At 32.9% G+C, this 22,636-nt stretch carries 14 protein-coding genes; 12 read left to right on the top strand and 2 right to left on the bottom strand.

The genetic code is table 11. The annotated features are described in order from the left end of the window. The first annotated feature begins 1 nt into the window (after nucleotide 1). The 12 genes from Q0935_RS10080 (at nucleotide 2) to Q0935_RS10135 (ending at nucleotide 19,467) form a co-directional block, all read left to right on the top strand. Nucleotides 2-1,840: an endonuclease gene (locus tag Q0935_RS10080; RefSeq protein WP_299385502.1), complete on the top strand. Its 1,839-nt coding sequence runs from the start codon at nucleotides 2-4 to the stop codon at nucleotides 1,838-1,840. A gap of 160 nt (nucleotides 1,841-2,000) precedes the next feature. Further along, nucleotides 2,001-5,663, top strand: coding sequence for a phosphoribosylformylglycinamidine synthase (purL, locus tag Q0935_RS10085; RefSeq protein ID WP_299385505.1), 3,663 nt, complete (start codon nucleotides 2,001-2,003; stop codon nucleotides 5,661-5,663). A 313-nt stretch (nucleotides 5,664-5,976) separates the two neighbouring features. Then, nucleotides 5,977-6,771, top strand: coding sequence for a helix-turn-helix domain-containing protein (locus Q0935_RS10090; RefSeq protein WP_299385507.1), 795 nt, complete (start codon nucleotides 5,977-5,979; stop codon nucleotides 6,769-6,771). A gap of 270 nt (nucleotides 6,772-7,041) precedes the next feature. Continuing rightward, nucleotides 7,042-8,817: a long-chain fatty acid--CoA ligase gene (locus Q0935_RS10095; RefSeq protein ID WP_299385510.1), complete on the top strand. Its 1,776-nt coding sequence runs from the start codon at nucleotides 7,042-7,044 to the stop codon at nucleotides 8,815-8,817. Between the two features lie 111 nt (nucleotides 8,818-8,928). Further along, on the top strand, nucleotides 8,929-9,384 hold the full coding sequence (locus tag Q0935_RS10100; RefSeq protein WP_299252506.1) for a MarR family transcriptional regulator: 456 nt from the start codon (nucleotides 8,929-8,931) through the stop codon (nucleotides 9,382-9,384). Nucleotide 9,385: 1 nt separating this feature from the next. Further along, a complete protein-coding gene (locus tag Q0935_RS10105) occupies nucleotides 9,386-11,794 on the top strand; it encodes a 3-hydroxyacyl-CoA dehydrogenase NAD-binding domain-containing protein (RefSeq protein WP_299385513.1) in 2,409 nt (802 codons plus the stop codon). Between the two features lie 5 nt (nucleotides 11,795-11,799). Then, nucleotides 11,800-12,993 (top strand): acetyl-CoA C-acyltransferase, encoded by a 1,194-nt coding sequence (locus tag Q0935_RS10110; RefSeq protein WP_299385515.1) that lies wholly within the window; start codon nucleotides 11,800-11,802, stop codon nucleotides 12,991-12,993. A 127-nt stretch (nucleotides 12,994-13,120) separates the two neighbouring features. Then, entirely contained in the window at nucleotides 13,121-14,929 is a 1,809-nt protein-coding gene (locus tag Q0935_RS10115) for an acyl-CoA dehydrogenase family protein (RefSeq protein ID WP_272022687.1), read from the top strand. Between the two features lie 159 nt (nucleotides 14,930-15,088). Continuing rightward, the gene (locus tag Q0935_RS10120) at nucleotides 15,089-16,738 is read left to right on the top strand and encodes a M1 family metallopeptidase (protein ID WP_299385519.1); all 1,650 of its coding nucleotides are present in this window, start codon (nucleotides 15,089-15,091) and stop codon (nucleotides 16,736-16,738) included. A 2-nt stretch (nucleotides 16,739-16,740) separates the two neighbouring features. After that, nucleotides 16,741-17,313, top strand: coding sequence for a YdeI family protein (locus Q0935_RS10125; protein ID WP_299385522.1), 573 nt, complete (start codon nucleotides 16,741-16,743; stop codon nucleotides 17,311-17,313). A 273-nt stretch (nucleotides 17,314-17,586) separates the two neighbouring features. Further along, nucleotides 17,587-18,798, top strand: a complete 1,212-nt coding sequence (locus Q0935_RS10130; RefSeq protein WP_299252485.1) for a bifunctional alpha/beta hydrolase/OsmC family protein — start codon at nucleotides 17,587-17,589, stop codon at nucleotides 18,796-18,798. Nucleotides 18,799-18,894: 96 nt separating this feature from the next. Beyond that, the gene (locus Q0935_RS10135) at nucleotides 18,895-19,467 is read left to right on the top strand and encodes a PepSY-associated TM helix domain-containing protein (RefSeq protein ID WP_299252483.1); all 573 of its coding nucleotides are present in this window, start codon (nucleotides 18,895-18,897) and stop codon (nucleotides 19,465-19,467) included. Nucleotides 19,468-19,559: 92 nt separating this feature from the next. On the opposite strand, the gene Q0935_RS10140 is transcribed toward Q0935_RS10135, so the two are convergent. Both Q0935_RS10140 and Q0935_RS10145 read right to left on the bottom strand, forming a co-directional pair. Beyond that, on the bottom strand, nucleotides 19,560-20,954 hold the full coding sequence (locus Q0935_RS10140) for a glycosyl hydrolase family 8 (RefSeq protein WP_299385526.1): 1,395 nt from the start codon (nucleotides 20,952-20,954) through the stop codon (nucleotides 19,560-19,562). A 211-nt stretch (nucleotides 20,955-21,165) separates the two neighbouring features. Continuing rightward, nucleotides 21,166-22,632 (bottom strand): sigma 54-interacting transcriptional regulator, encoded by a 1,467-nt coding sequence (locus Q0935_RS10145; protein WP_299385528.1) that lies wholly within the window; start codon nucleotides 22,630-22,632, stop codon nucleotides 21,166-21,168. Between the last annotated feature and the right edge of the window lie 4 nt (nucleotides 22,633-22,636).

A 22,636-nucleotide genomic window follows, 5' to 3' on the forward strand; every position in this document is an offset into this window, starting at 1 on the left:
CATGAAACACTTTTACCTTACAATAGCTTTTTTACTAACAACATTTGTTGCAATAGCGCAGATTCCTGCTGATTATTACGACAGTGCAAATGGCTTAATAGGTTTTACCTTAAAAACAGAATTAAGAGATATTACAGCCAATGGTCATACTGCTAGAACTTACGATCAATTATACGATGGCTCTGGAGTAAGTGGCTCGCAAGGCTATGTTGATACACATTCCGATGTTAATGTTTCTTCTGGAAACGTATACGAAAACGACGGAACAGTTTTAGATATGTATTCTGAAAACCCATTAGGTACAGATCCATACAACTTTACGCATAATGTAGACGAAGGCGGAAATCAAAATGCTGAAGGAGATTGCTATAATAGAGAGCACATAGTTCCTCAATCCTCTTTTAACAGCGCCTTTCCAATGCAAAGTGATATACATCATGTAATACCAACAGACTGTAGAGTTAATAATTTTAGAAGTAGTTATCCTTTTGCTAATGTTGCCAATGCAACATGGACTTCTTTAAATGGGTCTAAAAGAGGACCTAGTTCTGCAGCAGGATACAGTGGTGTTGTTTTTGAACCTATAGATGAGTTTAAAGGAGATATTGCTAGAGCTTTATTATACTTTGCTACACGTTACGAAAACACCATAAATGGTTACACAAGTTTCGATATGTTTAATGGTAGTAACGATCAAGTATTTTTTCCTTGGGCAATCGATACATTATTAGACTGGCATAATAACGTCGATCCTGTAGACCAAAGAGAAAGAGATAGAAACAATGCTGCATTTAATTTTCAAGGTAATGCAAATCCATTTGTAGATCATCCAGAATATGCAGATTTAATTTGGAATCCAAATCCAGATACGCAAGATCCTACAACACCAACAAATTTAGTAGCTTCTAATCCAACTGCTAGTACTGTAGATTTAGCTTGGACAGCCTCAACAGACAATACTGCAGTAACAAACTATGATATATATGTTGATGGTGCTTTTTATGTAACAACAAGCTCTAATGCAACTACATTTACGGTTACTGGCTTGAGCTCTGAAACAACTTATACTTTTACCGTTTTAGCAAATGATGCTGCAGGTAACACCTCTAGCTTAAGTGCTTCAGCTACTGCTACAACACTTGCAGGAGGATCAACTGGATCAGACTGTGCAAATGAAGATTTCGAAAACATTCCTGCTAATGTTGGATCGTATGGCATAAGAACTTGGACAGGAGTAGATGGTATTGCAAATGGTTGGACAGCAACGGATGCAAGAACAGACCAAGCATTAAATACAAGATCAATCTGTATTAGAAATGGAACTTTAACATCTCCTTCTCTTAGTAACGGTATTGGAAACTTAACAGTAACTACACAATTAGCTTTTGGAGGTTCTGCAGGAACTTTTGATGTTAAAGTAAATGGAACTTCGGTAGGTTCTATTCCTTATACTGGCGATAATACAACTAGTACAACTACTACTATTTCTAATATAAACATAATAGGAAACGTAACAATAGTTTTAGAGAACCAGTCATCTTCCAATAGAGTTAGAATTGATGATTTATCATGGACCTGCTATTCTTCTTTAAGTGTTAAAGAATTTTCATTAAATGCAATTAAAATATATCCAAATCCTGTTAAAGGAAACCTTTTAAATATTGAAGTAAAAGAAAACACTCGTTTTGAAATCTACTCTATATTAGGAAAGAAAATTTTAGAAGGAAACGTTACTCCTACTAACAAAAAAGTAAGTGTATCGAGATTAAATAAAGGTGTTTATATACTAAAATTAGAAACTCCTAACGGAAGCATTTCAAAGAAATTAGTTAAAGGATAATTTTTAATAAATTATATAAAAAAAGCGATTCTAAACGAATCGCTTTTTTTTTGGTTAATAACCACGTGAATAACTATAAAATTAAGTCACTTTTTTAGTTAAAAAATCTAACTAAAAAACCTAAATTTGTGTTTTTAAAAACAACTCAAACAACTATAAAATGATTCATTTCTTCGGAAACCAAAACAGTAAACTATATGCTGTTCAAGCAACAAAAGAATTATCAACTACAACCATCTCAAAATTGACATGGTTATTTGGCGACCAACCAAAAATAAATGCAGCGTCTATAGACGCTTTTTTTATTGGACCACGTGCAGCCATGATAACACCTTGGAGTACCAATGCTGTAGAAATCACCCAGAATATGGGAATAGAAGGCATTATTAGAATTGAAGAATTTGAAAGCTGTAAGCAGGATTTCAAGGATTTCGATCCTATGATTTCTGAAAAATACAACAGCATAAACCAAGAGTCTTTTAAAATAGACATTAAGCCTGAAGCTATTCTTAATATCGAGGATATTTCAGCTTATAACAAACAAGAAGGTTTAGCTTTAAACGATGAAGAAATTGAATACCTAGAAGGTGTTTCAAAAAAAATAGGACGACCATTAACAGATTCTGAAGTCTTTGGGTTCTCTCAAGTTAATTCTGAACATTGTCGTCATAAAATATTTAATGGTACTTTTATTATTGATGGAGAAGAAAAACCAACATCACTTTTTAAATTAATAAAAGAAACTGCAAAACAACATCCTAACGATATTGTTTCGGCTTATAAAGATAATGTGGCTTTTATTAAAGGTCCAAAAGTGGAACAATTTGCTCCTAAAACAGCAGATAAGCCAGATTATTATACAACATCAGATTACGAATCTGTAATTTCAATAAAAGCAGAAACACACAATTTTCCAACAACAGTAGAGCCATTTAATGGAGCTGCAACTGGAGCTGGAGGAGAAATTAGAGATAGACTTGCAGGTGGAAAAGGTTCTTTACCACTAGCAGGAACTGCTGTTTACATGACATCTTATTCTCGTTTAGAAAAAAATAGACCTTGGGAGCAAAAAATGGAAGCTAGAGATTGGTTATACCAAACTCCTGTAGATATTTTAATAAAGGCTAGTAATGGTGCATCAGACTTTGGAAACAAATTTGGACAACCATTAATTTGTGGATCGGTATTAACTTTCGAACACGAACAAGATGCTAGAAAAATTGGTTTCGATAAAGTAATTATGCAGGCTGGTGGTATTGGTTATGGAAAAGCAGAACAAGCCTTAAAAGACACTCCAAAAACTGGTGATAAAATTGTAATTCTTGGTGGTGAAAACTACAGAATTGGAATGGGTGGAGCAGCTGTTTCTAGTGCAGATACTGGAGCTTTTAGTTCTGGAATTGAACTAAACGCTGTGCAACGTTCTAATCCTGAAATGCAAAAACGTGCTGCTAATGCAGTTCGTGGTATGGTAGAAAGTGAAGAAAACTTTATTGTTTCTATCCACGATCATGGAGCTGGAGGACACTTAAATTGTTTAAGTGAATTAGTAGAAGATACTGGTGGAAAGATAGATTTAGATAAACTACCTGTTGGAGATCCTACATTATCTGCAAAAGAAATAATTGGTAACGAATCTCAAGAACGTATGGGATTAGTAATTGCCGAAGAACATTTAGATACTTTAAATAAAATTGCAGAACGTGAGCGCTCTCCAATATATACTGTTGGTGAAGTTACAGGAAACCATCGTTTTACTTTCGAATCTAAAACCAAAGGTGATAAACCAATGGATTTAGCTTTAGAAGATATGTTTGGTAGTTCTCCTAAAACAATAATGAATGATGTTACTGTAGATAGAAACTACGGTGGAATCTCGTACAATACAGATAACTTTTACAATTATCTAGACCAAGTATTACAGTTAGAAGCTGTTGCTTGTAAAGATTGGTTAACAAACAAAGTAGACCGTTGTGTTGGTGGAAAAGTAGCAAAACAACAATGTGTTGGACCATTACAAATACCATTAAATAATGTTGGAGTTATGGCTCTAGATTATAAGGGAAAAGAAGGTATTGCAACATCAATTGGCCACTCTCCTATTTCAGGACTAATAAATCCTGTCGCAGGAAGTAGAAACAGTATTACAGAGGCTTTAACAAATATTATCTGGGCTCCTTTAAAAGATGGATTACAAAGTGTATCCCTATCTGCAAATTGGATGTGGCCTTGTAAAAATGAAGGTGAAGATGCACGTTTATACGAAGCCGTAAAAGCAATTTCAGAATATGCTATAGATTTAGGTATTAATGTGCCAACTGGAAAAGATTCTCTTTCTATGAAGCAGAAATATCCTAACGAAGAGGTAATCTCTCCTGGAACAGTAATTATTTCGGCTGCTGGTAATTGTAATGAAATATCTAAAGTTGTTGAGCCTGTTTTAAAACAAGGTAAAGGAGATATTTATTATATTAATATTTCTCAAGATTCTTTTGAATTAGGTGGAAGTTCGTTTGCGCAAATCAATAATAAAATAGGGAATACTACTCCTAATGTTAAAAATGCAGATTACGTAAAAACGGTATTTAATACCATTCAGAAATTAATAAAAGAAGAACAGATTGTCGCAGGACACGATGTTGCTTCAGGTGGTTTAATTACTACTCTTTTAGAATTATGTTTTGCTGATAATAATTTGGGTGCAGAATTAGACATTACAGCTATCAACGAAAAAGATGCTTTTAAAGTCTTATTTGCTGAAAACGCAGGTATTGTTTTCCAATCTAAAGATGCTTCAATAGAAAAAGTATTAGCAGATGCTAACATCGATTTTTTCAACATTGGAAAAGTCACAAAAAGTGATACTTTAAGCATCATTAATAATACTGAAGTTTTTACCATGACCGTATCACGTTTACGTGACGTTTGGTATAAAACCTCTTTCTTATTAGACCAAAAGCAAACTGCTAATAATTTAGCAGAAGCACGCTATAATAATTATAAAAATCAGCCATTAAAATATACTTTCCCTAAGCATTTTACAGGAAAGTTACCTGCTATAGGAAATACAAGACCAAAAGCAGCGATTCTACGCGAAAAAGGTTCAAACTCTGAACGTGAAATGGCAAATGCTATGTACTTAGCTGGTTTTGATGTAAAAGATGTACACATGACCGATTTAATTTCTGGTCGTGAAACACTTGAAGATATTCAGTTTTTAGGAGCTGTTGGAGGATTCTCTAATTCAGATGTTTTAGGTTCTGCAAAAGGTTGGGCTGGAGCTATAAAATACAACGAAAAAGCGAATAAAGTAATTAACGATTTCTTTAATCGTGAAGACACTTTATCTGTTGGTATTTGTAACGGTTGCCAATTATTTATGGAACTTGACCTTATTAATCCTGAGCACGATGTACATGGAAAAATGATTCATAACGAATCTAAAAAACATGAAAGTTCGTTTACATCAGTAGCTATTCAGAAAAACAATTCAGTAATGCTATCTACTTTAGAAGGTACTACTTTAGGTGTTTGGATTTCTCATGGTGAAGGTAAATTTAACTTACCAAAAGAAGAAAACGAATATAATATTGTTGCTAAATATGGTTATGAAGGTTACCCGAATAATCCAAATGGATCAGACTTTAACACAGCAATGCTTTGTGATACAACCGGAAGACACCTAGTAACAATGCCACATATTGAGCGCTCTACTTTTCAATGGAACTGGGCAAATTATCCACAAGACAGAAAAGATGAAGTATCTCCTTGGTTAGAAGCTTTTGTGAATGCAAAACAATGGATTCTATCTCAAAATAAATAACACTAGCAAACTTATATTTCTATTAAAAACGGTTTAAGAACCTATTCTTAAACCGTTTTTTTATGCTTTTTTGTTATATTAAAGGAAAATTATATCTTTCTACTTCCTCTTAATTCTAGAATATTTTATTTGTTAACTACAAATGTAATAACACTTTAATACTCATAATATATATCCTAAGTTACAATAATAAAGGACTGTTTAATGATAGATGGAAAATCCTAAACGTTAAAACGCAATTCCAAGATGCATATTAGTAAGAAATCTCATATTTTTGTGTGGCTACCTAATTGATAAACCACAACCAAAAAATATGATTTATAGTGCATGTGAAAGCAACAATTCATCAAATTTAATTGAAAAAATTTTTGAATTTAAAATCCCAAAATCTAATCTCCCTTTTAAAAGTAAAATATTACCTCATGGAAATCATTCTATGACATTTACTTATAAAGGTTTACATAAAATAACAGTAGGAGAAACATTATTTACTGCTAAAGACCTTATTGTTACTGGCCAAACCAAAAAATCATACTTATTAAATATCGATGAGGAAACAGAATGTGTTGGTATTATATTTCATCCATCCGCACTTTATAAACTCTCAAAACTAGATGTTTCAACAATAAATAACAAGCATTTACCTTTAAGTGAGTTTTCTAAACCACTTTACAATATATTAATGCCATTTTTTAATAAAATGCTTAGTGGAGAAGATGCTCTTAAAGCTTTGGAAGAATTACTTAAAAAACAACCGCTACATATTAATAACCATACAGAAAATATAGATCTAGCGTTAGATATAATTAATAAAAGAGGAGGTCAAATTTCAATAAGCGATCTTTTAGAACAAATTCCTGTTTCTCAGAAAACACTAGAAACTAAGTTTAAACAAATCGTAGGTTTAACTCCAAAAAGATACGCCAGATTATTTCGATTTACTTTATTAATGAAAAAATATAATGAGAACGAGCTTAAATTTAAAGACTTAGTTGAAATTTATAATTTTCACGACGGCTCACACTTTTCAAAAGAGTTTAAATATTTCATGAATCAATCTCCCAGGGCATATTTTGAAAATGAAAGTGAAATAATAAAAAATACTTAAATTAGTAGATATTACGATTTTTTACATCTATAATTAATTTAATCTTTTTATATTTACGACGGACTTTATGTTAAAATTTTATTTAAATAAATGAAAGTTAAGGGATTCATTTAAAAATAGTTAGTTATTAAATAAACTTAAACAAAACATAAATTCATGCTATCAATCAATTAGCAAAAGGGAGCTGTTTTTAACAGCTCCTTTTTTTGATGTTTGAAATAAAATTAAAAATCGTTACTTTGCAAGTCTTACGAACTCCCTATATAAAGCATGACAGAAATAACTCGCCTCTTCGATTTCCCATATTATCAACTAGAAAAATATAATCTAGATGCTTCTTTAGTTACTAAATACGATGGAAAATGGACACCAATGTCTACTCAAGAATATTTAGATAAAGCAAATGCAGTTAGCCGTGCTTTAATTAGAATGGGAATTCAAAAAGACGATAAGATTGCTGTTATCTCTTCTACTAATAGAACAGAATGGAATATTATGGATATTGGAGTGCTTCAAGTTGGAGCACAAAATGTACCTATCTATCCTACTATTTCTTCAGAAGATTACGAATATGTTTTAAACCATAGTGGTGCAATATATTGTTTTGTAAGTGATGAAGAGGTTTTAACTAAGGTAAATAAGATTAAAGCCAACACCCTTATTAAAGAAGTGTACTCTTTTAATCATATTGAAGGTTGTAAGCATTATTCTGAATTATTCGAACTAGGTAAAGACACAAGTAATCAAAACGAATTACAAGCGAGAAAAGATGCAGTATTACCTACAGACTTAGCAACAATTATATACACTTCTGGAACAACGGGAAAACCAAAAGGTGTAATGCTATCTCACAATAACATTACAAGTAATGCCTTAGATGCTTCGGACCGATTACCTTTTAGCACAGGTAAAGAAAATAGAGTTTTAAGCTTCTTACCTATTTGTCATGTATTCGAACGTGTACTTATTTATCTATATCAATATGCAGGTGTATCAATATACTTTGCTGAAGGAATTGATAAAATTGGTGAGAATGCAAAAGAGATTAAACCAAATTTAATGAGTGTTGTACCTAGACTTTTAGAAAAAGTCTACGATAAAATTATAGCTAAAGCTGAAGATTTATCTCCTGTAAAAAAGGCTTTATTCTTTTGGGCAGTAAAACTTGGAGAACAGTGGGAACCATACAGAGCAAATGGAGCTTGGTACGAATTTAAATTAAAAATTGCAAACAAGCTTATTTTTAGCAAATGGAGAGAAGCACTTGGTGGAGAACTAAATACAATGGTTTCTGGTTCTGCCGCTTTACAAGTTAGACTTTCTCGTATATTCTGTGCTGCAGGAATGCAAGTTATGCAAGGATATGGTTTAACTGAAACATCTCCTGTTATTTCTGTAGAAAGATATGCAGGCGAATATTTTAGATTAGGAACAGTAGGAAAACCTATAAAAAATGTAGAAGTAAAAATTGCCGAAGATGGAGAAATCTTAGTAAAAGGCCCAAATGTAATGATGGGCTATTACAAAGATCAAGAAAAAACAGATAGCGTAATGTCTGGCGATTATTTTCATACAGGTGACAAAGGAGAAGTAGATACAGATGGTTTCTTAAAAATTACAGGTCGTAAAAAAGAAATGTTTAAAACCTCTGGTGGTAAATATGTAATACCTACACTTCTTGAAAACGAGTTTAAACAATCACGCTTTATAGAGCAAATTATGGTTGTTGGTGAAGGCGAAAAAATGCCTGCAGCAATTATTCAACCTAATTTTGAGTTTATACAAGAGTGGATAGACAGAAAGCATAAAAACATTGGTAAATCTGGTGAAGACATTGCTAATTCTCAAGAAATAAAAGACCGTATACAATTAGAAATCGATACGTGTAACAAAAACTTTGGTAAATGGGAACAAATTAAACGTTTTGAGCTTACTCCAAATGTTTGGTCTATAGATGGAGGACACCTTACTCCTACCATGAAAATGAAGCGTAAAATAATAATTGAAATCTACCAAGATCTATACGATAAAATATACAGAGCATAACCCTATATAAAACCTTTCTTAAGTAAATTTTAATTTATTTTTTAAATTTACTATGCATGCATAACAAATTTTCACTATATTTGGATTCAGACTTAAACGAATTCACTTTTAATGAAAGACAAAACCATAGATTATTTACTTCGCACCACTTGGTTAGCAGTAAATAAAATGTATAACGAAGAAGCCGCCAAGTTCGATACAACTATGGCTACTGGTTTTACTCTATTAAGTATAGATCCTGAAAACGGAACACCTTCAACATCTCTTGGCCCAATTATGGGAATGGAAGCAACTAGCCTATCTCGCATTCTTAAAAAAATGGAAGAGTTTGGCTTAATCGAGCGCAAACCTAATCCAGAAGATGGTCGCGGTGTTTTAATTCATTTAACTGATTTTGGAAGAGAAAAAAGAGAATTCTCTCGTGATCGCGTTTTAACTTTTAACGATACTATAAAAAATCACGTATCCGAAGAAAAACTTAAAAACTTTCAAGAAGTTACAGAAACAATCATCGAATTGATTTCAAACAAAAAAATATACAATCAAAAAGAATATACACTAAAATAAAATGAGCAAACGTAGAATTAAAAAAGTTGCGATTATTGGTTCCGGAATCATGGGATCAGGTATCGCTTGTCACTTCGCCAATATTGGTGTAGATGTATTACTATTAGACATTGTTCCTAGAGAACTAAACGACAAAGAAAAAGCTAAAGGATTAACTTTAGAAGACAAAGTCGTAAGAAACAGATTAGTAAACGATGCCTTAACTGCATCTTTAAAATCTAAACCGTCACCTATTTACAGTCAAGCTTTTGCAAGTCGTATCACTACAGGAAACTTAGAAGATGATATTGCTAAAGTAGCAGATGTAGATTGGATTATGGAAGTTGTTGTTGAAAGACTTGATATCAAGCAACAAGTTTTTGAAAAACTAGAAAAATACAGAACTCCAGGAACCCTAATTACATCGAATACATCAGGAATTCCAATAAAATTCATGAATGAAGGTCGTAGTGAAGATTTCCAGAAGCATTTCTGTGGAACACACTTCTTTAACCCTGCACGTTACTTAAAATTATTTGAAATAATACCTGGACCAAACACAGATACATCTGTTCTTGATTTCTTAAATGAATATGGTGAAAAATTCTTAGGAAAAACATCTGTTGTTGCTAAAGATACGCCTGCTTTTATCGGAAACAGAGTTGGTATTTTCAGCATACAAAGTTTATTTCACGCCGTTAAAGATTTAGATTTAACTATCGAGGAAGTAGATAAATTATCAGGACCAGTAATTGGTCGTCCAAAATCGGCAACCTTCCGTACGGTTGATGTTGTTGGTTTAGATACTTTGGTTCACGTGGCAAACGGAATTAGAGAAAACTGTCCTAAAGACGAACGTTTAGAGTTATTTGAATTACCTGACTTCATCAATACTATGATGGAAAACAAATGGTTAGGAAGTAAAACTGGACAAGGTTTTTACAAAAAAACGGTGTCTGCTGAAGGGAAAAAAGAAATTTTATCTCTTGACTTAAACACACTAGAATACCGTGCTGCTAAACGTGCAAAATTTGCAACTTTAGAATTAACGAAAACGATTGATAAAGTTGTTGACCGTTTTAAAGTACTAGTAAAAGGAAAAGATAAAGCAGGTGAGTTTTACAGAAAAAGCTTCACTGCATTATTTGCTTACGTATCTAATCGTATTCCTGAAATTTCAGACGAGCTTTATAAGATTGATGATGCCATGAAAGCTGGTTTTGGTTGGGAACACGGACCGTTTCAAATTTGGGATGCTATTGGAGTAGAAAAAGGAATTGAATTAATGAAAGCGGAAGGTTTAGAACCTGCTGCTTGGGTTAACGATATGGTTGCTTCTGGTAACACATCTTTCTATTCTGTAAAAGAAGGAGCTTCTTTCTTTTATGATATTGCGTCTAAAAAACAAACTAAAATACCTGGTCAAGACAGTTTTATTATCCTTGATAATATTAGAAAAACAAACGAAGTGTTTAAAAACTCTGGTGTTGTTATCGAAGATATCGGAGACGGAATCCTTAACCTAGAATTCCAATCTAAAATGAACACTATTGGTGGAGACGTTTTAGCTGGATTAAATAAAGCTATTGATTTAGCAGAAAAAGATTTTGCTGGTTTAGTAGTTGGTAACCAAGCTGCAAACTTCTCTGTTGGTGCAAACATCGGAATGATTTTCATGATGGCTGCAGAGCAAGAATATGATGAGCTTAACATGGCTATCAAATATTTCCAAGATTCTATGATGCGTATGCGATATTCTTCTATCCCAACTATCTCTGCTCCTCACGGAATGGCTTTAGGTGGTGGATGTGAATTATCATTACACGCAGATAAAGTAGTTGCAGCAGCAGAAACTTACATGGGACTTGTAGAGTTTGGTGTTGGTGTTATTCCTGGTGGTGGTGGTTCTAAAGAAATGGCTTTAAGAGCGCAAGACCTTTTCCATAAAGGCGATGTACAATTAAACGTTTTACAAGAGCATTTCTTAACTATTGGTATGGCTAAAGTATCTACTTCTGCTTACGAAGCTTTTGACTTAAACTTATTGCAAAAAGGAAAAGATGTTGTGGTTGTAAACAAAGACCGTCAAATAGCAGTTGCAAAACAACACGCTATGCTAATGGCTAATTCAGGTTACACACAACCAGTAAAAAGAGATGACGTTTTAGTTCTAGGTAAACAAGCATTAGGAATGTTTATGGTAGGTACAGACTCTATGGAAGACTCTAACTACATTTCTGAACACGATATGAAAATCGCTAATAAATTAGCTTACGTAATGGCTGGTGGAGATTTATCTGAACCAACACGCGTAACAGAACAATATTTATTGGATTTAGAGCGTGAAGCTTTCTTAAGTTTATGTACAGAACGTAAAACTTTAGAGCGTATTCAGCACATGTTAACAAAAGGTAAACCTTTAAGAAACTAAGAAAAATGAAAACAGCATATATAGTAAAAGCATATAGAACCGCAGTTGGTAAAGCACCAAAAGGCGTGTTCCGTTTTAAAAGAACAGATGAATTGGCAGCCGAAACCATCAAGTATATGATGAAGGAATTGCCAGGTTTGGACCCAAAGCGTATTGACGATGTAATTGTTGGTAACGCAATGCCAGAAGGTTCTCAAGGATTAAATATGGCACGTTTAATCTCTTTAATGGGATTAGATATTGTGGATGTTCCTGGTGTAACTGTAAACCGTTTTTGCTCTTCCGGAGTAGAAACTATTGGTATGGCAACAGCAAAAATACAAGCTGGAATGGCAGATTGTATTATTGCTGGTGGAGCAGAAAGTATGAGTAGCGTACCAATGACTGGTTTTAAACCAGAATTGAATTACGATGCGATTGTAAAAGCAGGTCATGAAGATTATTATTGGGGAATGGGAAATACTGCAGAAGCTGTTGCAAAACAGTTTAAAGTATCTCGTGAAGACCAAGATGAATTTGCATTCAATTCGCATATGAAAGCCTTAAGAGCGCAAGCTGAAAATCGTTTTCAAGATCAAATAGTACCAATTGAAGTAGAACAAACTTATATTGATGCTAACGGAAAGAAAGCGATAAAATCTTACACAGTAACTAAAGATGAAGGACCTCGTGCAGGAACAAGCAAAGAAGCTTTAGCAAAACTTAGAGCAGTATTTGCTGCTGGAGGAAGTGTTACAGCTGGTAACTCGTCACAAATGAGTGATGGTGCTGCTTTTGTAATGGTTATGAGTGAAGACATGGTTAAAGAACTAGGTTTAGAGCCAATTGCAAGAATGGTAAACTATGCTGCTGCAGGTGTTGAGCCTCGTATTATGGGAATTGGACCAGTAAAAGCTATTCCAAAAGCACTAAAACAAGCAGGATTAAAACAAGACGATTTATCTTTAATTGAGTTAAATGAAGCTTTTGCTTCTCAATCTTTAGCGGTAATTAGAGAGTTAGGTCTTAACCCAGATATTATTAACGTAAATGGTGGTGCAATTGCATTGGGTCACCCATTAGGATGTACAGGTGCAAAATTATCTGTACAACTTTTTGACGAAATGCGTAAGCGTGACATGCAAGGCAAATATGGTGCAGTTACCATGTGTGTTGGAACAGGTCAAGGCGCTTGTGGAATATTCGAATTCCTTAATTAATACAATACATGATTTCTGTCCGGTCGAGCGCAGTCGAGACTTTTTAAATCGGATAGTAAAAAAAATAGTACTCGACTACGCTTGAACAGACAAACAATAATAAGTATAACAAGATTATAATATAGTTATGGCAACAGAAGAAAAAGATATATTAAGAGGAGGTCAATTCCTTGTAAAAGAAACAAATTGTGAAGACGTGTTTACTCCTGAAGATTTTTCAGAAGAACAATCAATGATGAAAGATTCTGTAATGGAATTTAATGATCGTGAGATCATTCCTCATAAAGCACGTTTTGAAGCTAAAGATTATGCATTAACTGAAGAAGTTATGCGTAAAGCTGGAGACATGGGCTTTTTAAGTGTCGCAGTACCTGAAGCTTTTGGTGGAATGGGAATGGGATTTGTTTCTACAGTATTAACTTGTGATTATATTTCTTCTGGAACTGGATCATTTAGTACCGCTTTTGGTGCTCATACAGGAATTGGTACTATGCCAATTACTTTATATGGTACAGAGGAGCAAAAACAAAAATACGTACCAAAATTAGCATCTGGAGAGTGGTTTGGAGCTTACTGTTTAACAGAGCCTGGAGCTGGATCTGATGCAAATTCTGGTAAAACAACTGCAGAGCTTTCTGCAGATGGAAAATCATACAAAATTAACGGTCAAAAAATGTGGATCTCAAATGCAGGTTTCTGTAGTGTGATGATCGTTTTTGCTCGTATTGAAGGTGATAAAAATATTACTGGATTTATAGTAGAATATAATGGAGACACTCCAAATGGGATTACTTTAGGTGAAGAAGAACATAAATTAGGTATTCGTGCCTCTTCTACGCGTCAAGTATTTTTTAACGACACTGTTGTTCCTGCTGAAAATATGTTAGCTGGTCGTGGTGAAGGTTTCAAAATTGCGATGAATGCACTTAACGTTGGTCGTATTAAATTAGCTGCTGCATGTTTAGATTCTCAAAGAAGAATTTTAACTACTGCTGTAAATTACGCTAAAGAGCGTAAGCAATTTAAAACACCTATTGCAGATTTTGGAGCAATTAAAGTAAAGTTAGCTGAAATGGCTGCAAGTACTTATGCTGGAGAATCTGCTACTTATAGAGCTGCTAAAAATATTGAAGACAGAATCGCAATGCGTGAAGCTGCCGGAAATACGCATCAAGAAGCAGAACTTAAAGGTGTTGAAGAATATGCAATTGAATGTTCTATCTTAAAAGTTGCTGTGTCTGAAGATGTACAAAATTGTGCAGATGAAGGTATCCAAATTTTTGGTGGAATGGGATTCTCTGAAGAAACGCCTATGGAGTCAGCTTGGAGAGATGCTAGAATTGCCCGTATATATGAAGGTACTAACGAAATTAACAGAATGTTAGCTGTTGGTATGTTAGTAAAAAAGGCAATGAAAGGTCATGTAGACTTATTAGGTCCTGCTTCTAAAGTACAAGAAGAATTAATGGGTATACCATCTTTTGACACGCCTGATTACTCTGAGTTATTTTCAGAAGAAAAAATCATGATAGCAAAACTTAAGAAAACATTCTTAATGGTTGCTGGTGGTGCTGTTCAAAAATATGGTCCTCAATTAGAAGATCATCAACAATTATTAATTGCAGCTGCAGATATCTTAATTGAAATCTACATGGCAGAATCTGCAATTTTAAGAACAGAGAAAAATGTTAAGCGTACTAGCGAAAAAGAGCAATCTGCTCAAATCGCAATGGCTAAATTATATTTATATCATGCTGTAGATATCGTTGAAGAAAAAGGAAAAGAAAGTATTATTTCTTTTGCTGAAGGAGACGAACAACGTATGATGTTAATGGGTCTTAAGCGTTTTACAAAATATGCTAACTATCCAGATATCGTAGATTTACGTATCGAGATTGCAGAAAAAGTAAAAGCAGAAGGAAAATACTGTTTTTAATAATTAAGTTTTAGTTAAATAGTTGAAAAGTCGTTTCTATATTAGAAACGGCTTTTTTTTATTCGAAGCAAAACCTAAGATTTAAATTAATAGTTAAAAACCACTTCAAATTGAAGTGGTTTTTTATTTTTCATTAATTTAGAAGAAATTTTAATAGTAATGAAAAACACTACCTACCTACTACTCTTCTTTTTCCTTTTTTCTTATATAACAATACAAGCCCAAGGCTTACTACAAGAAAAAAACAATTTCACTCACCAAGATACACTTAGAGGTAGTATTACTCCAGAGCGAGAATGGTGGGATTTAACGTATTATCATTTAGATATTAAAGTTAATCCTGAGAATAAAACAATAAAAGGTAAAAACACCATTAAGTATAAAGTATTAAAACCATATCAAGTTTTACAAATTGACTTGCAACCACCTTTACAATTAACCAAAGTAACTCAAAATGGAAAAGAATTAAATATTAAACACGATGGTAACGCCCATTTTATAACGCTTAAAGAGACTCAAAATATTGGAGAAACTAATAGTGTTATTGCTTACTACCAAGGCAAACCTAAAGAAGCAATTAGAGCTCCTTGGGATGGTGGAATCTCTTGGAAAAAGGATGCTAATGGAAATCACTTTATAGCTTCATCTTGTCAAGGACTTGGAGCAAGTGTTTGGTGGCCTAATAAAGATCATATGTACGATGAAGCAGATAGTATGGATATTAGCGTTACAATTCCTAAAGATTTAATGAATGTTTCTAATGGAAGACTTAAAAATATTGTTGAAAATAAAGACGAAACAATAACTACTAATTGGCATGTAACAAACCCAATTAACAACTACGGTGTAAATATTAATATTGGTAACTACGTTAATTTCTCTGAAGTTTTTAAGGGTGAAAAAGGCGATTTAGACCTAAATTATTATGTTCTAAAAGATAACCTTGAAAAAGCTAAAGAACATTTTAAAGATGCTCCTAAAATGATGAAAGCGTTCGAACATTGGTTTGGGCCTTATCCTTTTTACGAAGACAGTTTTAAGTTGGTTGAAGTGCCCTATTTAGGAATGGAGCACCAAAGCTCTGTAACCTATGGCAACAAATACATGCAAGGTTATTTAGGTCGTGATTTATCTGGTACTGGTTGGGGATTAAAATTCGATTTTATAATTATTCACGAAGCTGGACACGAGTGGTTTGCAAACAATATCACCAATATTGATATTGCAGATATGTGGATTCACGAAAGCTTTACAGCATATTCCGAAAGTTTATTTTTAGATTACTACTACGGTAAGCAAGCGTCTTCGGAGTATGTTATTGGTACAAGAAGAGGTATTCAAAACGATAGACCTTTAATTGGACATTATAATGTGAACAATGAAGGTTCTGCCGACATGTATTATAAGGGTGCAAATATGCTTCACACCTTACGTCAACTAGTTAAGGATGACGAAAAGTGGAGACAAATACTACGTACTTTAAATTCTAAATTTTATCATCAAACAGTAACTACCCAACAAATTGAAGATTGTTTAGCTGAGGAATCAGGTTTAGATTTAAAAGCATTTTTTAATCAGTATTTAAGAAGTATAAAAATTCCTATTTTAGAATATAACGTTGAAGGCAAAAAACTAAACTACAAATGGACAAATACAGTTGAAGGATTTAAAATGCCAATTCAAATTGAAATTAACGGAGTGTCGCAATGGATTTCTCCTTCTTCAGAAAATCAATCTTTAAAATTAAAGTCTAAAGATTCTAAAATAAAAGTAAACAGTAATTTTTATGTTACTGCAAAAGCCCTTTAAAAATGAACTTAGAAGAATACTATTTTAAATCTGACACCGAATGGCGAGAATGGCTGCACATCAATCACGATAGTAACGATGGCATCTACCTCATCTTTTACAAAGTAAACCACGAAAATGAAAGTATGCGTTGGGAAGAGGCTGTAAAAGTAGCCTTGTGTTATGGTTGGATAGATAGTACTGTAAAGAGTTTAGGCGATGGAAAACGCAGGCAATATTTTTGTAAACGTAACCCTAAAAGCGTTTGGAGTGCATTAAATAAAAGACATATTAAAGCCTTACTTGCCGAAGACTTAATGCATGAAAAAGGTTTAGAAATTATAGAAATTGGTAAAGAAAATGGAAGTTGGACGGCTTTAGACTCTGTTGAAAAAGGCATTATTCCAGAAGCATTACAATTGGCTTTTAATAAAAACCCAAAAGCTTTCGAAAACTATAACAATTTTGCGCCTTCTTACAGAAAACATTATTTGTATTGGTTAAACCAAGCCAAACGAGAAGCTACAAAAGAAAAGAGGATTACAGAAATTATTAAGTTTTGCGAGGCTAATATTAAGTCTAGAGATACGTGGTAGAATATAAGTACGGTTTTGTATCCGTATTTTGTCATTCAGAACGCAGCGAAGAATCTCTTTAACTATATTCTTTATTCTTTTGAGATTCTTCAGTCGTTCCTCCTTTTGAATGACAATTCATGGTGATTTATCGTATTATTCATTACGATATAAAGTATCCCTTTAAATAATATCTTTATATTTATAAGACGTTTAAGTTTTCTAAAAAAGACAGAAATGACTTAAATTTGAAAGGCTTTCACTTTTTTTCGACTGAATAAAAAAACCATCAAAATGAATATTCAAAAAATAAATTTCACTAATGCTGAAGGTCAACAATTAGTTGGCAGATTAGAGCTTCCTATAAATCAACATCCTCATAATTTTGCCATATTCGCGCATTGTTTCACATGTAATAAAAATTTATCTGCAGTAAAAAATATTACTCGCGAACTTACATCTAATGGTTTTGGTGTATTACGTTTCGATTTTACAGGTTTAGGAGAAAGTGAAGGTGATTTTGAAAACACCAATTTCTCAGGGAATGTTGATGATTTAATTAGTGCTTCAAATTATTTAAAAGAAAATTATACTGCTCCTACTCTATTAATTGGACACTCTTTAGGTGGCGCTGCTGTTATTTTTGCAGCCTCTAATATCGATTCTGTAAAAGCTGTAGCCACAATTGGCGCACCTTCAAATCCAAAACACGTAGAGCATTTAATACAAAGTAGCGTTGAGGAAATTAAAACTAATGGCATTGCAAATGTAAATATTGGTGGTCGTCCATTCACGATTAAAAAACAATTTTTAGACGATATAGAAACGAAGTCATTACCAGACGTTGCTAAAAACTTACGCAAAGCATTGTTAGTTATGCATTCTCCTCAAGACACTACCGTTGGTATTGCAAATGCTGAAGAAATTTACATTGCTGCTAGACATCCAAAAAGTTTTGTATCTCTTGATGGTGCCGATCATTTATTAATGAGAAAGGAAGATTCTATTTATGTTGGAAGTGTAATTGCTAGTTGGGCAAAACGCTATATTTCTGTTCCTAAAACAAATACTGTTTCTACAACGCATCAAGCTGTTGCTAGCTTAGATGCCGAAGATGGTTTCACTACACAAATGACGGTTGGAAACCACACTATGATGGCCGATGAACCTACAAGTTATGGTGGTAACGATTTTGGGCCTTCGCCTTACGAATTAGTTTCTGCCGGATTATCTGCTTGTACAGCAATGACCGTTCAAATGTATGTTAAACGAAAAGGTTGGGATTTACAAAATATAGAAGTACATACTTCGCATACTAAAGTAGCAAAGCAAGCTATTGAAAATGGTGAGCAAAAAGAAATTAAAGTAGATACCTTTAACAGAGAGATTAAATTAAAAGGAAATTTAGACGAGAAGCAAATACAACGTATTCTTCAAATTGCAGATAAATGTCCAGTACATAAAACCTTACATAGCGATATAGACGTAGTAACTAAAATAGTTTAACTCAATGTACTTTTAATGTTACGGAAAGTTAAAATTAACTAATTTTTAAGAATTCTTATTTATTAAATTCTTTAGAATAGTTGTTAATTATAATCCGTGAAAAAGAAGAACAAAAACTTAGCAAAATCCACACGCTGGTATCGTAAAACACATCGCATTGTAGCGATCTCATTATTGCTGTTTATTGTTATAATGAGTAGCACTGGTTTGCTTTTAGCATGGAAAGACCAACTTGGTTTTAAGCCGGCTACTACAAAAATTAATGAGAGTACTAAACCGTTGATTTCTTTAAGTGAAATTGAACAGAATGCTATACAATATATTGATAGTTTAAAACTTTCTACTGAAATAAATAGAATAGATTATAGGCCCAGAAAAGGAATAGCTAAAGTTAGGTTTGAAGAGCATTTTACCGAGTTACAAATTAATTGTTACACAGGTAAAATTGTTTCTAAAAAAACAAGAACTGCAGATTTTATCGAAATGATTCACGACGGTTCTATTGTAGATTATTTATTAAATTTAAAAGCTAATCCCATTAAGTTATTCTACTCTACCGTTATTGGACTTGGGTTACTTTTTATCTCTTTTAGTGGTTTTCTGTTATGGCTAAAGCCGAAACAAATTAAAAAGAATAAACGTTTAATTTCTGAAAATGCATTGAACTAATAATCATAAAAAAAGCAATCTCGATTTGAGATTGCTTTTTTATTCTAGTTTTAGTATTAACGAGATCTTTATTCTCTAATACTATTTATAATTTAAGACTTAATAATCTTATAGTTTTCTCCATCAATTCTAATAAAATAAATACCAGAATTTAACTCGCTTAAATCTAATTTTGTTTCTAAACTATTCATTCGTTTTAAAAGTAACTGCTGACCATTTATGGAATACAAAACAATAGTTCTTTTTTTAGAAGTTTTAAATGAAACATTTAAATAATCTAAAACTGGATTAGGGAAAATTTTGAATTCAGTTTGAGAAGTTTCATTAATGCTTAGCGTATTTTCTTCCAATGCATTATACATGTTTCCAGATAATGCAAACATATATATAGCTCTTAAAGTCGCTCCAAAATAAGCAGTTGTAGCTTGATTTTTTAATTCAGTATAACCATTATTTACAAATGTTTGATTAGTTGAAGTCATAGCTGCAGAAGAGTAAGCTCCTGTAAAAGTTGGATCTTTATATGTTGTATTTATTGCAACACCAGCTTGAGAATAGCCTGGATAAATTTCGTTAAATCCACCTTGGGCATTCACAAAATCAATACATAATTGATTGTAAGTTGCAGCTTGCGCGTCACCAAACCAAACATAATCGGTAGCCATTCGCCACGGTGTTCTTGCAGCATCATAATAGTATGAACGTCCTTGATCGTAAGCCCATGACACTTCGTTAGAATACGAACCATCTGCTTTAGACCAATCGGAAACTAAATTATAACTGGCATTATTTTGAGAAAGGTTTGCATTTATAATAGCATAACTTTTATTTGCTACTGCATTCCAAAACGAAGTATCATTTGCATAAATACCAAATATTCTAAAATAACCTGGTGTTAAATAAGATGGGTTTGTAGTATTACTTCCTCCCCAAGCATCACCTGGTTTTAATACATTAGTTCCATTTTCTACTTCGTGTGTTTTAATAATATTTATTAAAGATAATGCATCACTTTCGTAATTTATTGTTCCGGTACTTTGCCAGCGTTTATCTGCTACAATAAGGGCATAAGCAGCATCTAGTTCGGCATCTGTTGCTCCATTATTACCAATAACGGTAGTGCAGCCATCTATCTTCCAATTCATAACGCCATTTGCATTTACAAAATCTTGATAATACAACCATAAACCATCAAAAAGCTCCTTATCATTAGCATATACAGATAATAACATACCATACGCAATACCTTCTGAAACCGATTGACTTGGAGTATCAAATTTTATACGATAACGACCATTTGTACAAGGTTCTGCAAATGTATTCCGCCAAGAAACGTAAAGATCATAAATATCATTGGTTTGAATATTTGTTGGTTGTGTTCCATATTCATAATCTAAGTTTTCAAAACTAACTGCAGATATTTGAGCATTTACAGTTATTAAAAATAAAAAGTAGGTAAAATAAGTTAAGGTGTAACATTTTTTCATATTTGGGGATGATTTATATTGTTCTTATTATATACGCCCAAAATGCAATAAAAGGACTTTACGAAAACCATATTTATTTAATTCTTTAAATTGAACACTTCACAACAATACAATTCTTAAAAAAAGAAAAAGTGTCTAAAAATTACTTTTCAGACACTTTAACTCATTAATAATAATAATAATAATAATAATAATAATAATCAACAACTTATTATAAGCCGCTTATAAAACTACCATAAGGATCTTTAAACTGAATCCCTTCCGTAAACCTGTGTTTACTTAATTGTTTATGTTCTACTAAAGCCCAAAGCACAAATTCTTTTACAAAATAACTTTCTTGTTTAGATAATTTTGGTTGATGCTCTGCTAATAAATCGTCTAAAGGAGATACTGCATCTAATAATGCATTGTATTCTTTATCACGCAAACCATCTAATAATTCAAATCCTTCTGATGCGTTAAAAAACCAAGAGACAATATCGTCATAAGGGCTTTCTTCATCTTGTTTCTTTAATTTTTCAACCTTTGGAAAAAACTCAGGAAATAAACTTTTAACGGCTTCACCAATTAAGTTGTAAGCCACTTGTGCCGCACCTTCTTGTTCTCCTTCGTAAACCAATTCTACTTTACCAGTTATAGCAGGAATAATTCCTAAAAAGTCCGATAATCTTACCGTTGTATTATCATCTCCATTTTTTAAAGCACGAAGTTCTGCTGTACTTAATAAGTTTTCGAAAGCAGTAATACTTAAACGTGCGCTTACTCCGCTTTTTTCGTCTATGTAGTCGCTTTCTCTAGCTTCAAACACAATTTGCTCAAGTAAATCTTTAGCTAATTCTGGTACGTAAATACTTTCTTTTTGGCGACCATCAGATTTTGCTTCTTGCTGTGTAATTATTTTTGCAGTTTCAATATCTGTAGGATAATGCGTTAAGATTTGAGATCCAATTCTATCTTTTAATGGCGTTACAATACTTCCTCTGTTTGTATAATCTTCAGGATTTGCAGTAAAAATAAATTGCATATCTAAAGGTAATCGTAATTTAAAACCTCTAATCTGTATATCGCCTTCTTGTAAAATATTAAATAAAGTCACTTGTATTCTAGCCTGCAAATCTGGTAATTCATTAATAACAAAAATACAACGGTTTGCACGTGGAATCATTCCGTAATGTATTACTCTGTCATCTGCATAACTCAACTTTAAGTTTGCTGCTTTTATTGGATCTACATCACCAATAATATCTGCAACAGTAACATCTGGAGTTGCTAATTTCTCTGCAAAACGCTCACTTCTGTGCATCCAAGTAATTGGTGTGTCTTCTCCTTTTTCTGCAATCAATTCCGTTGCAAAACGTGAGATTGGTTTTAAAGGATCATCATTAATCTCTGAACCTTCAACAACAGGAATATTCTCATCTAATAAATTTAGCATTAAACGCGCTAAACGTGTTTTAGCTTGACCACGTAATCCTAAAAAATTAATATTATGTCTTGATAAAATAGCACGTTCTAACTCAGGAATCACAGTGTTTTCGTAACCATGCACACCTTCAAAAACAGTTGTTTTGCTTTTTATTTTTTCAATTAAATTATCTCTTAACTCATCTTTAATAGACTTGCTTTTATATCCAGCTTTTTTTAATTCGCCTAAAGTCTTTATATTTTCTATTTTCATATCT

It is taken from the genome of uncultured Lacinutrix sp. (genome assembly GCF_947500605.1).
GTDB lineage: Bacteria > Bacteroidota > Bacteroidia > Flavobacteriales > Flavobacteriaceae > Lacinutrix.